Source organism: Chryseobacterium sp. UNC8MFCol, assembly GCF_000482305.1.
Taxonomy (GTDB): domain Bacteria; phylum Bacteroidota; class Bacteroidia; order Flavobacteriales; family Weeksellaceae; genus Chryseobacterium; species Chryseobacterium indologenes.
This window is the reverse complement of sequence record NZ_AXUZ01000015.1, coordinates 15,342-28,005: the sequence shown is the minus strand read 5'-3', so window position 1 is coordinate 28,005 and position 12,664 is coordinate 15,342. Positions and strand designations below refer to the sequence as shown.

The following is a 12,664-nucleotide window of genomic DNA, read 5'->3' as shown; positions in this document are numbered from 1 at the left end:
ATTTAAAAATTGTTGGACTAATTAAACAGCCATGAATTCTGGATGCGCCTGCAATACTCACTTCCCAGATATAAAGGATTACCATGCTTTTCAGACCAGAAGCCATCCAGTATATCTTTACTTAAACATCTGTAGACAGCAACTCCTTTATAAACTTTTTGATCATCACCTTCATAATTGAAGTTGAGAACTAATATCTGATCTTTATAAAATCCGGTACCGTGTTGCACATGATCACCAATAATCCATTGGGCAACGACGCGGTTGTTTTCATCAACAGATAATAATAATATACCTTCGTAAGAAGTATCGTTAGATTCCTCCTGATTGCTCCCTTTGATAGAATAGGTTCCGGCCAGATCTTGTACTGTCATTGCTTATATTTTTAAGATGGCAAATGTAAAAAATCTTCAGCTGATGATGGAATAAATCTTCCCGGGGCTTTCTGTTTTTAAATTAAGCTCTATTTTTGCAGGAAATAATTTTAGAATGATCCCTTTTTTGTTAATAATCAATATGATTGCATTTGGTGCCTTTGGATTTGATAAATGGCAGGCCCGAAAACATCAATGGCGGATTTCTGAAAATATGCTCTTGGGAATATCGCTGTTTGGCGGAATAATAGGAGCGGCTTCAGGGATGATCTTTTTTAACCATAAAATCTCCAAGAAATCTTTCCTGACGAAATTTATTATAGTCACATTGATTGATTTGGTATTGCTGTACCGTTTAATAAGACATTGATAAAAGGACATGAACCTCTGTCGAACAGCTTGTTTATTGTTAAATGAACTATTCTTTGGAATTATTTTAAAAATAGGGTGAATTTGGGATACTCACACAAGGTGTTGTCTTATATTTTTTTAGTGCAGTAAAAATAGAATTATCTAAATTCTCATTATGAAATTGTTAAATATTGCATAAACTTTTTAATTAATTCATTTAAAATCACTATTTTTGCACCCGTAAAAATCCTATATGCAAAACATTAGAAATATTGCGATTATCGCACACGTTGACCACGGAAAAACAACTTTGGTTGACAAGATCATCCACGCTACCAACATTTTCAGAGAAAATCAGGAGAGTGGGGAATTAATTATGGATAACAATGATCTTGAGAGAGAAAGAGGGATCACGATTTTATCCAAGAATATTTCTGTTACTTATAAAGACACAAAAATTAACGTAATCGATACTCCTGGTCACGCCGATTTTGGTGGAGAAGTAGAAAGAGTATTGAAAATGGCTGACGGAGTTATTCTGTTGGTGGACGCGTTCGAAGGACCAATGCCACAAACAAGATTCGTGCTTCAGAAAGCGTTGGAATTAGGTTTAAGACCATTAGTTGTTATTAATAAAGTTGACAAACCAAACTGCCGTCCTGATGAAGTTCATGACCAGGTATTTGATCTGTTCTTCAACCTTGATGCAACTGAAGAACAATTGGATTTCCCAACATTCTACGGTTCGTCCAAACAAGGTTGGTTCAACACTTCATTAGAGCAGACTGAAGATATTTTACCATTATTAGATGGAATTTTACAATATGTTCCGGCTCCGAAAGTAACTGAAGGAAATCTTCAGATGCAGATTACTTCACTTGATTACTCTTCTTTCTTAGGAAGAATTGCTATCGGAAAAGTAACAAGAGGAGAGATCAAAGAATCTCAATGGATCGGTCTTGCTCAGGCAGACGGTAAAGTAGTAAAAGGAAAAGTAAAAGAACTTTACGTTTTCGAAGGTTTAGGAAAGAAAAAAGTAACTGAAGTACAAGCCGGAGATATCTGTGCTGTAGTTGGTTTCGATTCTTTCCAGATCGGTGATTCTTTCGTAGATCTTGAAAATCCTGAACCATTGGAGAGAACCGCTATTGATGAGCCTACTCTTAACATGACATTCTCAATCAACAATTCTCCTTTCTTTGGTAAAGATGGTAAATACGTTACTTCTAACCACCTTAAGGAAAGATTAACTAAAGAATTAGAGAAAAACCTTGCCTTAAGAGTTCAGCAAACCGATGACGCCAATACATTCCTTGTATTCGGTAGAGGTATTCTTCACTTATCTGTTTTAATTGAAACGATGAGAAGAGAAGGATATGAAATGACAATTGGTCAGCCTCAGGTTATCCTAAGAGAAATTGACGGGGTAAGCTGTGAGCCTTACGAATCTTTAGTGGTTGACGTTCCGGAAGAATATGCTTCAAGAGTAATCGACCTGGCAACTCAGAGAAAAGGTGACCTTCACATTATGGAAACTAAAGGCGAAATGCAGCACATGGAATTCGAAATTCCTTCAAGAGGTTTGATCGGATTACGTTCTCAAATGTTGACAGCTACCGCAGGAGAAGCTATTATGGCTCACCGTTTCACAGAATATAAGCCTTTCAAAGGAGCTATTCCGGGAAGAAATAACGGAGTACTGATCAGCAAAACTCAGGGTCCTGCTACAGAATATTCTATTGCTAAATTACAGGACAGAGGTAAGTTCTTCGTTGATCCGGGTGAGGAAATCTATGCAGGGATGATTATCGGTGAACAAAACAAACCGGGAGATCTGGTAGTAAACATCGTAGAAGCAAAACAGCTGAACAACATGAGAGCTTCAGGAAAAGATAAAGATACAGGTGTTGCTCCGAAAATCTTATTCTCTCTTGAAGAATGTATGGAATATATCCAAGGTGATGAAGCGATTGAGGTAACTCCAAACTTTATCAGAATGAGAAAGAAACTTCTTTCTGAAGAAGAAAGAAAAAGAGTGGAAAGATCTGCAAAAGCATAATAACATTCTTACAGATAAAATCAAAGCCTCGATTTTTCGAGGCTTTTTTTCTGATACCTTGAAAAAAATGTTTATTTTTTCAACAAAATTTTCCAAATAATAAAATATAATTTAAAGTAGTTTTGCGGCTATGAAAATGAATAAATTAAAACTTATCGTTTTATTAGGAGTTTTTGCGTCTTACAGTACCTCATGTTCTGTCCAGAACAATACTACCAAGACTCCTCCTGTTAAAAATACAACTAAACCCAACAACAATACTTCTCAGCCTAAACCTCCTGTAGCCACTACAAAACCTACTCCCGTCACACCGCCAACGGCTGCAGATGAAATGTTCAGAACAAATCTTCCTGAGATCAAAAGAGAATTCCGCGGTGCCTGGATCGCCAGTGTAGCCAATATCAACTGGCCGTCAAGAAACGACCTTACGGTAGATCAGCAAAAAGCAGAAGCCATTGCTATGCTTGATATGCTGAAAAATAACAATTTCAATGCAGCTATTTTCCAGATCAGACCCTCGGCAGATGCTCTATATACAAGTAATATCGAACCATGGTCTTACTTTTTAACAGGAGAAACAGGAACAGCTCCTTACCCTAATTATGATCCTCTTCAGTTTTGGATTGACGAATCCCACAAAAGAGGATTGGAACTTCACGTATGGCTGAATCCTTACCGTGCTCATCACACCAACGGAGGATCCGTAAACAGTCTTTCAATGGCCAATAAACTGTCTGATATCGTGGTAAGGTTAAAAAACGGAATGTACTGGTTTGATCCGGCTAATCCTAAAACACAAGGCCACGTTTCCAATGTGGTAAAAGATATTGTACAGAGATATGATATCGATGCCATCCATTTTGACGATTATTTTTACCCTTACGCAACTTATAACAAAGGGGCAGATTTTCCTGACAACGCAACCTGGAATGCCTATGTGAGCAGCGGTGGAAACTTATCAAGAGCTGACTGGAGAAGAGACAATGTGAATAAATTTGTAGAAAGAATTTATAAAGAAATCCATGCTGAAAAAAGCCACGTTAAGTTCGGGATCAGCCCGTTTGGAATCTGGAAACCGGGGTACCCTGCAGGAATTGTAGGATCTTCTCAGTTTGATGAGCTGTATGCTGATGCTAAATTATGGCTGAATAAAGGATGGGTAGACTATTTCTCACCACAGCTATACTGGCCGATTGACTCTAAAGGACAGGGCTTTGAATCTCTGCTAAGTTGGTGGCAGTCTGAAAATACTATGAACAGACATTTATGGCCAGGCCTGAATACGGTTGAGATCAAAGTGTCCGATCGTCCTGCCGAAATTAAAAATCAGATCGAAATTTCCAGAAATATCCTGAAAAAAGATGCCGGCGAAATTCATTGGAGTATCGCAGGATTAACGAAAAATGCCAATATGCTACCGGCCCTTAAAAACGGTCCTTACAGTGAAAAAGCATTAATTCCGAAGACACCATGGATCAAAGCAGTTCCATTACAGACTCCAACGCTGTTTATTACTGATAACGGAAGTTTTGCCCAGACAAGCTGGAGCTCAAAAAATATGAGTAATGTTTTCCAATGGGTTCTTTTTAAACAATATAACGGAATTTGGGAAACCGAAATTCTGACCCTCGACACCCTGTCTAAAGATATACCAAAATTTAAAGACGGTAAAAAACTTGGTGCATTAGCAATTAAATCGATCGACAGACTAGGAAACGAAAGTGATTATATGGCAAAAAAAGTGAAATAATTCGCTGCCGGAAATTCTATAAATATAAAAGAGGTTTGACTTAAAGTTGAACCTCTTTTTTTATGCTCCGGGAATGATAAAGTCGATGCAAAGAAAGTGCAGTTATCAGTAACTGGAAGTATTGTTACGCGGTTCCGGCCGGAGATTCTTTTTTAGAATAACTATAAATTATTAATTTAAAACAATGATAATCAGTTCGTATAACTGAAAAATTAAGCTTTTGATTTAAAATAAAAACTTTATCGGAACCATTTTTGCATGATTATCCCAATAATCACCAAAATATAACATTATGAATACTAAAAGACTTTCCGCTAAAATGGAAAAAGCACTTAGTGACCAAATGAATAAAGAGATCCATGCATCTCATGTTTTTTTATCCTATGGAATTTGGGCGGATGATAAAGGATATCAGGGCATTGCCAACTTTCTGTACAGACATGCACAGGAAGAAAGAAACCATTCGATTAAATTCATGGAATATATCCTGAACAGAGGCGGAAAACCAAAAGTAGATGCTATTCCGGCCCCACCAGCAGATCCGGAATCCTTAACCGCTTGTTTTGATGGCGTTTTTAAACATGAAGTGGATAATACAACAGCCATTTACAAAATTGTAGACCTTTCAATGGAAGAGAAAGACTGGGCAACGTGGAATTTTATGCAATGGTTTGTACAGGAACAGATTGAGGAAGAGACACTGGCTCAGAACCTGATTGATAAATTGAAAATCGCAGGTGGTGACCGTGCCACAGACGAATCTTTATTTACTTTAGATAAAACTTTACAGGAAGCCCCTAATGATGTGCCATTGGCTCAGAATGCAACAGGGGATAACCCGTAACTATATTCGGTATATCAAAATTGTTTGAAAATCTGTCAGAAAACTGACAGATTTTTTTATTATGAAACTCCCTTAAATTTCACTATCTTTGCACACTCGTAATTCAAGATGAAAACTACAATTTTTAACGTGGCATCAACCTTGAGTTGCTTTAAACCTTAAACTTTGAATTTTACAATATGAAATGTGGAATCGTAGGCCTGCCGAATGTAGGTAAATCAACTCTTTTTAACTGCTTGAGTAATGCAAAAGCTCAATCAGCAAACTATCCTTTCTGTACAATTGAACCGAACTTAGGGACGGTTTCTGTACCGGATCAGAGATTGTTTGAACTGGAAAAAATCGTAAAACCTGAAAGAGTTTTACCTGCTGTAGTTGAAATTGTTGATATTGCAGGTCTTGTAAAAGGAGCCAGCAAAGGAGAAGGCTTAGGAAATCAGTTCCTTGCCAATATCCGTGAGTGTGAAGCGATCATCCATGTTTTAAGATGCTTTGATAACGGAAATATCGTTCACGTTGAAGGTTCTGTAGATCCTTTGAGAGATAAAGAAATTATCGATATCGAATTGCAGCTGAAAGACCTTGAAACAGTAGGAAAAGCAGTTGAAAAAGCTAAGAAATTCATCAAATCAGGGAAAAAAGAAGATATCCTGGCGTATGAAACGCTGCAAAGCCTTCAAAAATTCCTTGAAGATGGTAAAAATGCAAGAGAGTTTGCAGTAAACGATTTGACACAATCAATCATTGGAGAAGTGCAGTTGCTGACTAATAAACCGGTACTTTACGTTTGTAACGTAGATGAAAATTCTATTAAAAATGGAAATGACTGGATTGGCAAAATCGAGGAGATGGCTAAAAATGAAGGCGCTGAAGTTGTTGTTTTAGCAGCACAGATCGAAGCGGATATCAACGAGCTGGAGACTTTTGAAGAAAGAGAAATTTTCCTTGATGAACTTGGCCTTACTGAGCCGGGAGTAAATCGTCTGATCAGAAAAGCCTATGACTTATTAAAGCTTCAAACCTATTTTACAGCCGGAGTGAAAGAAGTAAGAGCATGGACTATCGGACAGGGATGGACGGCTCCTCAGGCTGCAGGAGTGATCCACACAGACTTCGAAAAAGGATTTATCCGTGCAGAAGTAATCAAATACAATGATTATGTTACTTACGGATCTGAAGTAAAAGTAAAAGAAGCCGGAAAACTTTCTGTTGAAGGTAAAGAATATATCGTTCAGGATGGTGACATCATGCACTTTAGATTCAACGTATAAAAGAAAAAATATTAAAGTTAGTTTGTAATAAAAAACGTTTCCATGAATTTGGGAGCGTTTTTTATATTGGAAAAAGTCGCTTCCCGAAGAAAGCAATTGTAATTATAGGATTGTGGGTTCTAAGTCGGACAGAATGGAAGCTCAACGCAACTAAAAGATTTTTTTATACATGTATTGGAAATAACCATACTTACTTCATTTGTTTCCGGACGACATTGTTTTTGTAGCATGAAAGGTGAATTTGGGCACATCCGCCGCCACTATGGGGACATCGCATTACTCCGCCGGAAATAGCTTTTAACTGCGTTTTGTTAAGCTTCTTTCCTTGATGTAAGTTCTGTTTTTTCATGGTAATGGTTTTAGTTTTCAGGTAAAAAGAAAGCGCCTCCTGAAGAAGCGCTTGCCTTAATATTATTCAATTTCAATGCTCGGCTGACATTGCGGTTCCGCACAACTGAAAGAAATTTTACTGCATACCCTTTCAGCAAGCCAGCACATTTCTTTTCCTCCGGCGATCACTCGCAGCTCTTTTTTGTTCAATTTTTTCCCTTTGTTTAAAGTTTGATTTTTCATAAGGTGTGATGATTTTAAAATTAGTTTGTAGTTTTTTGAAAAGTTCTCAGTCAGGAAGATGGGGATCAGGAACATAGCGGCATTGACGTTCCGCACAGATTGTTCCTGTAATATAGCAACGGCCTGTAGTTAAATCTACACAATTGATCAGACCGCCTGTAACTGATTTCAGGGCTTTGTGGCTAAGCTTCTTTCCTTTGTTTACTATACGATTGTTCATGGTCTTCTTTATTAATCTGTTAAAACTCTATAGGACTGTTCGGTCTGCATTGTAATTCTGCACACGAGGGAGAAGTGATTTTACAGCGGCCGCTGGCCTCACATGGCGGGTCCGGACAGTAGGTAGGCTCGATACATCTGAGCAATCCTCCTGTGATAGATTTTAATTCCCTTTTATTCAGTTTTTTACCTTTGTTTAGATGTTGATTTTTCATAATGATTTATTTTAAGTTTGTTATAAAAGATAATATGAAATCATGGTCTGCAAATAGCCTGTCCGCATTTTGGGTGAATCATGGTACAACCGTTGGCGTCGGCATGAGATTCACATGTTCCCGGATAAGGCTCACAAGGCTCAGGAACCATACAGTCATACATTCCTCCGGTAATTGATTTCATTTCTTTTTTGTTCAGTTTTTTCCCGAATTGGGCAAATTGATTTTTCATAGTTTTGATTTTTAGTAAGTTAGTTACAACGAATGTAATAAAAATAAATTAACGTATATCACTTTTTATAGAAAAAATGAGAATAATTTTAATAGAATATTGATTAATTTATAATTTTATAAAGCGAATACATCTCTTGCCTTTAATAATTGTCTCAAATGAAACTTCATTTTGTATATTTGAATCTTACAAACTTCTGCTATGGAAAAAATAGCCCATTCTTCATTAGAGGATTTTTATAGAGAAATGGCTGCCAAGCTCGGAAAAGATCTGGAAAGCATTTTCCCCAAAGGCCTTCATAAGGATATCGGACACTTTAATGTATTTGATATTGCCCAAACGATTGAAAAGACAAAGCTCACGTCTGAAATGCCCTATAACAGGAGAAAATATTACAAAATCAGCCTGATCAGGGGCAACAACAGAGCCGAGTATGCAGATAAAACCATCTCCATAAAAGGGAATGCCCTGCTCTTTGCCACTCCCAGGGTTCCTTATCATTGGGTTCCTGAAGATCCTCATCAGTCGGGAAGTTTTTGTGTGTTTACAGAAGATTTTCTTTTCAGGGGAATTTCTTACAATCATCTGGAAGATCTGCCCATTTTTCAACCGGGGGGAGTTCCTGTTTTTGAAATCAATGATGAGCTGGCTGATGAGATTGAGCTGCTTTTTAAAAAAATAAAAAAAGAAATAGACTCAGATTATATGTATAAATATGATTTGATCAGAAATTACGTCCTGGAGCTGATTCATTACGGGCAAAAACTACAGCCGGCATCGAGGATATCAACGGCTAATGATGCCTCAATGAGGGTGGTTTCTTTATTTATAGAACTCCTGGAAAGACAGTTTCCCATTGAATCGCCCAACCAAAGGCTGCAATTGAAAACGGCAAAAGATTACGCCGACAGATTAGCGGTGCACGTGAACTATCTCAATAAAAAATTGAAAGAAAACACAGAGAAAACAACTACCGAACTGATTGCCGACCGTGTGATTCAGGAGGCCAAAATACTTTTAAAACAAACCAAATGGAATGTTTCCGAAATCTCATATGCCTTAGGTTTCGAAGAAATTGCTCATTTTTCAAATTTCTTTAAGAGGAAAACTTCATTTACTCCGTTAGAATTCCGGTCATGATTTGAATTTTGCAAATATGTGATTGATTCAGGCAAACGGTTCTTCTCTAAAATCCCGCAACTTTGTACCATCAAAATAACAAGACAAATGGAAACAAGAACAAAAATTGCATTAGTAACAGGAGGAAGTCGTGGATTAGGAAAAAATTCTGCGCTTAAAATAGCTCAAAAAGGATTAGATGTTATCATTACATACAGAAGTAATAAAGCTGAAGCTGAAGAAGTGGTGAATGAAATACATGGAATGGGCAGAAAGGCTGCTGCTTTTCAGCTGAATACCAAAGATCTCAAAAGTTTTGATGCATTTATAAAAGACGTTACACGCCATCTACAGGAAAATACAGGAAATACAAACATCGATTACCTGATCAATAATGCGGGGACGGCCTTGTATTCACCGATTGCTGAAGTGACGGAGGAGCAGCTTGACGATGTCGTGGATATTCACTTCAAAGGAGTATTCTTTTTAACCCAGAAATTCCTTCCATTCATCAACGACGGTGGCGGTATTATCAATATCTCTTCAGGATTGGCAAGATTTGCAACTCCGGGATCATCGGTGTACGGATCTATCAAAGCCGGTGTAGAAATGCTGACAAAATATATGGCCAAAGAATTGGGATCAAGACAGATCAGGGCCAATGTAGTGGCGCCAGGCGCTATTGAAACTGACTTTGGAGGAGGCAGAGTAAGAGACAATAAGGAAATCAATGCGGTGGTTGCCGGTGCTACGGCATTAGGAAGAGTAGGGCTTCCTGATGATATCGGGGGTGTAGTGGCATTCCTGTGTACGGAAGATGCTGGATGGATCAACGGACAGAGAATTGAAGCGTCAGGAGGAATGTTTTTATAAAATGAGGAACAAAACTGAAAAAAAAGAACCAACAATACTGCTGGTTCTTTTTTTTATTATAAACTTCCCGGCTCCGGAAGTACAATCGGGCCGTCAGGATCAATTGGTTCTAAAGGTACCGGTAGCTGGCATTTCTCTTCTCTGCACCCGGGGCCTATATATTTACAATAACCGTTAGGGGCGCATGGATAAGTACCAAGACCTCCCTGGATCATTTTCAGTTCAGATTTACTTAATTTTTTTCCTTTGTTTACATTAGAATTTCTCATGATTGATAGTATTAGTTTGATTTTCACTAAAATATGTAAAATAATTGAAATATTTCACCTGGATTGGATACAATTTAAATACAGTGGTTATAAATCAATAAAAAAACTACCCTTGCAGGATAGTTCTTTTTCTTAATAGAGCTGTATTTACCAAGGCCTTGTTTTGCACTCAGGCTCTCCGCAGAAATTTCCATAGAAAGCACATTCCGTGGTTTCCGGAAGGATACATATTTTAAGTCCTCCTTTAATGGTATTTAATTCCTTTTTGTTGAGTTTTCTTCCTTGCGGTAAGCATTGATTTTTCATAGGTATTGTTTTAGGGGATTCGATATGACGAATATACAAAAACAACCCTTAAATTACTTCAGTACAACAAAGTATAATGCTGTGAACGATTCTATTTCTAAATATTAGATAAGTTTTCAATTGCTCGCTCCAATGTTTCCTGCTTTTTGGCGAAACATAATCTGATTACATTTTCATTGAGCCTGTTTTTGTAAAACGAAGAAAAAGGAACACTGGCTACTTTATGGTTGACCGTCAGTTCAGTCGCAAAATCAAAGTCGTTTTTGGCTGAAATTTTATCATATTTTACAGCCTGAAAATAAGTGCCCTCACAATCGAGCAACTCGAAAGAGGTTACGGCAAGACCTTTTCTTAGAAAATCCCTTTTTTCCTGGAAAAACTGATTAAGGTGGATATAATGCTCTTCATTTTTCATATACTCTGCCAAAGCAAGCTGAATAGGCGTGTTTACACAAAATACATTAAACTGATGAACCTTCCGGAATTCATCGGTTAAGTTTTTAGGAGCCGCACAATAGCCAACTTTCCAGCCTGTGACATGGAAAAGCTTCCCAAAAGAGGCGACCAGAAGACTTCTTTCTTTAAGCTCCGGATACTTACAAATGCTCAGGTGCTGTTTGCCGTCAAAGACAATATTTTCATAGACTTCATCACTGAGAATAAGAATAGAAGTCCCTTTTACCAGCTGAATCAACTCCTGAATATCTTCTTCCTTTACAATCTTCCCTGAAGGGTTGTTGGGATTATTGAGGATAATCATTTTGGTTTTGTCGTTCACCAGGTTTTTTACTGTCTTCCAGTTGATTTCGTAATCGGGAGCCTTCATTTCAAATCGTCTGACGATCCCTCCGAAAAGCTCTACAGTAGGTTCATAGCAATCATACGCCGGCTCAAAAATAATAACTTCATCGTCTTTCTTTATAAAAGCCGCGATAGCCGTAAATATGGCCTGAGTACCTCCCGCAGTAACCGTTACTTCAGTGTCAGGATGATAAATAGCCTGGTGGCTGTTTTCAATTTTGCGGACAATTTCTTCCTTTAAACCTATCATTCCGCCTAATGGAGCGTACTGGTTGAATCCTTTTTTTATAAAATAATCTACCTGGTCAAGCAGCCGGGAATCCGGCATAAAGTCAGGAAATCCCTGTGAAAGGTTGATGGCTTCGTTTTCATTGGCAAGCTGGGTCATTTGACTGAAAATTGTCGTTCCCACATTGGAAAGTTTGGATAGAGGAAGTTGTATCATAAAAGCATTTTTCTAACTATCGAATTTAATGAAATATTTAAAATGCTTGAGCTCTAATCGATAAAAGCTTAAAAAATATAACCGAAACAAAAAAAATGCGTAACCATTTACAGCCATTTGATATTTCAAAGGAATGTCGAATGAGTTTAAAATTTAAATAAACATTTGTTTGATTTCTTCTTGACATACGGAGAAAGATACCTACATTTGTTTAACAATAACCCACTTAAATCCAATACCATGAAAATTAAGAAAATTGAATTCCCGGACCAATCCGTTTTATCACAGAGAAAGAAAGATTTTGACTATATTGATAGTTTTGAAGGAGAATTTACCGGTAAAAATAAAAATATTTGTATAGAGAAAATAGGAAAAGCTTTCTTTACCAGCGGCCCGAAATGGGGTAAAAAAATGTTTGCCTTCAGGAATAAAGCAGTGGCGCTTTTTGGATTGAAAACCGGTTTGAAAGCAGATGAAAATCAGAATATTGGAGATTTTACATGTGAAATCGGTGATCGGGTGGGCCTCTTCAAGGTATTTGACAAGACCAGTAATGAAATTGTTCTTGGAGAAAATGATAAGCACCTGGACTTCAGGATTTCTCTGTTATTTGATAAGAGCCAAAAACCCAACGAAGAGAATTCCCTGAGAATTTCTACGACTGTTACCTTTCACAATTGGACGGGAGTATTGTATTTTTTACCGGTTCGACCCTTCCACAAACTGATTGTGCCGGCCATGCTTAAGAATATAATCGGGCAACTTGAAGGCAGCTAATTGTAAGGTACAGGACTGGTCTCCATTTATAAAAATTATCCTGCAGTTTTTAAATTCTAGTTTTAGCTACGTTTTTGAAGAGGTAAAAATCATTTTTCCCGTATAAACCGTTGAAATCCTGGTTTAAAGTGTAGGTTTACGAACTATTCAATCCGGAATTTTCCTTTTAACGTACCAATCCGGAAT

17 protein-coding genes are annotated in these 12,664 nt (G+C 37.5%); 8 read left to right on the top strand and 9 right to left on the bottom strand.

What is annotated here, in order from left to right:
• Positions 1–17: 17 nt before the first annotated feature.
• Positions 18–374 (bottom strand): hypothetical protein, encoded by a 357-nt coding sequence (locus M030_RS0109490; RefSeq protein WP_027373291.1) that lies wholly within the window; start codon positions 372–374, stop codon positions 18–20.
• Positions 375–489: 115 nt separating this feature from the next.
• Here M030_RS0109490 and M030_RS0109485 point away from each other — a divergent pair, with 115 nt between their 5' ends.
• The 5 genes from M030_RS0109485 to ychF all read left to right on the top strand — a co-directional run bounded on the left by M030_RS0109485 (position 490) and on the right by ychF (position 6,649).
• The gene (locus M030_RS0109485; RefSeq protein ID WP_027373290.1) at positions 490–744 is read left to right on the top strand and encodes a DUF1294 domain-containing protein; all 255 of its coding nucleotides are present in this window, start codon (positions 490–492) and stop codon (positions 742–744) included.
• A 234-nt stretch (positions 745–978) separates the two neighbouring features.
• Positions 979–2,784, top strand: a complete 1,806-nt coding sequence (typA, locus tag M030_RS0109480; protein WP_027373289.1) for a translational GTPase TypA — start codon at positions 979–981, stop codon at positions 2,782–2,784.
• A gap of 130 nt (positions 2,785–2,914) precedes the next feature.
• The gene (locus tag M030_RS0109475) at positions 2,915–4,534 is read left to right on the top strand and encodes a glycoside hydrolase family 10 protein (protein ID WP_027373288.1); all 1,620 of its coding nucleotides are present in this window, start codon (positions 2,915–2,917) and stop codon (positions 4,532–4,534) included.
• 292 nt (positions 4,535–4,826) lie between these two features.
• Complete coding sequence (locus tag M030_RS0109470) at positions 4,827–5,378, top strand: ferritin (RefSeq protein WP_027373287.1); 552 nt, start codon at positions 4,827–4,829, stop codon at positions 5,376–5,378.
• 179 nt (positions 5,379–5,557) lie between these two features.
• Positions 5,558–6,649: a redox-regulated ATPase YchF gene (ychF, locus tag M030_RS0109465; protein WP_027373286.1), complete on the top strand. Its 1,092-nt coding sequence runs from the start codon at positions 5,558–5,560 to the stop codon at positions 6,647–6,649.
• A gap of 190 nt (positions 6,650–6,839) precedes the next feature.
• On the opposite strand, the gene M030_RS25480 is transcribed toward ychF, so the two are convergent.
• The 5 genes from M030_RS25480 to M030_RS23940 all read right to left on the bottom strand — a co-directional run bounded on the left by M030_RS25480 (position 6,840) and on the right by M030_RS23940 (position 7,888).
• Positions 6,840–6,998, bottom strand: coding sequence for a hypothetical protein (locus tag M030_RS25480; protein WP_155857873.1), 159 nt, complete (start codon positions 6,996–6,998; stop codon positions 6,840–6,842).
• 62 nt (positions 6,999–7,060) lie between these two features.
• The gene (locus M030_RS25745) at positions 7,061–7,222 is read right to left on the bottom strand and encodes a hypothetical protein (RefSeq protein ID WP_164464836.1); all 162 of its coding nucleotides are present in this window, start codon (positions 7,220–7,222) and stop codon (positions 7,061–7,063) included.
• 46 nt (positions 7,223–7,268) lie between these two features.
• Entirely contained in the window at positions 7,269–7,442 is a 174-nt protein-coding gene (locus M030_RS25740) for a hypothetical protein (RefSeq protein WP_164464835.1), read from the bottom strand.
• A gap of 19 nt (positions 7,443–7,461) precedes the next feature.
• Positions 7,462–7,656: a bacteriocin gene (locus tag M030_RS25265; RefSeq protein ID WP_027373285.1), complete on the bottom strand. Its 195-nt coding sequence runs from the start codon at positions 7,654–7,656 to the stop codon at positions 7,462–7,464.
• A gap of 40 nt (positions 7,657–7,696) precedes the next feature.
• Positions 7,697–7,888, bottom strand: a complete 192-nt coding sequence (locus M030_RS23940) for a bacteriocin (protein ID WP_034722387.1) — start codon at positions 7,886–7,888, stop codon at positions 7,697–7,699.
• A gap of 201 nt (positions 7,889–8,089) precedes the next feature.
• Between M030_RS23940 and M030_RS0109435 the strand changes: the two genes are divergently transcribed.
• Together M030_RS0109435 and M030_RS0109430 are read left to right on the top strand one after the other, a co-directional pair.
• Entirely contained in the window at positions 8,090–9,028 is a 939-nt protein-coding gene (locus tag M030_RS0109435; protein ID WP_027373284.1) for a helix-turn-helix domain-containing protein, read from the top strand.
• A gap of 87 nt (positions 9,029–9,115) precedes the next feature.
• Complete coding sequence (locus M030_RS0109430) at positions 9,116–9,880, top strand: SDR family NAD(P)-dependent oxidoreductase (protein ID WP_027373283.1); 765 nt, start codon at positions 9,116–9,118, stop codon at positions 9,878–9,880.
• Between the two features lie 56 nt (positions 9,881–9,936).
• Here M030_RS0109430 and M030_RS0109425 read toward each other — a convergent pair whose 3' ends face one another.
• The 3 genes from M030_RS0109425 to M030_RS0109415 all read right to left on the bottom strand — a co-directional run bounded on the left by M030_RS0109425 (position 9,937) and on the right by M030_RS0109415 (position 11,701).
• A complete protein-coding gene (locus tag M030_RS0109425) occupies positions 9,937–10,149 on the bottom strand; it encodes a hypothetical protein (RefSeq protein ID WP_027373282.1) in 213 nt (70 codons plus the stop codon).
• A 147-nt stretch (positions 10,150–10,296) separates the two neighbouring features.
• Complete coding sequence (locus M030_RS25475; protein ID WP_115596874.1) at positions 10,297–10,455, bottom strand: bacteriocin; 159 nt, start codon at positions 10,453–10,455, stop codon at positions 10,297–10,299.
• A 97-nt stretch (positions 10,456–10,552) separates the two neighbouring features.
• The gene (locus tag M030_RS0109415) at positions 10,553–11,701 is read right to left on the bottom strand and encodes a methionine aminotransferase (RefSeq protein WP_027373281.1); all 1,149 of its coding nucleotides are present in this window, start codon (positions 11,699–11,701) and stop codon (positions 10,553–10,555) included.
• A 240-nt stretch (positions 11,702–11,941) separates the two neighbouring features.
• Here M030_RS0109415 and M030_RS0109410 point away from each other — a divergent pair, with 240 nt between their 5' ends.
• A complete protein-coding gene (locus M030_RS0109410; RefSeq protein WP_027373280.1) occupies positions 11,942–12,478 on the top strand; it encodes a DUF2867 domain-containing protein in 537 nt (178 codons plus the stop codon).
• Positions 12,479–12,664 lie beyond the last annotated feature (186 nt).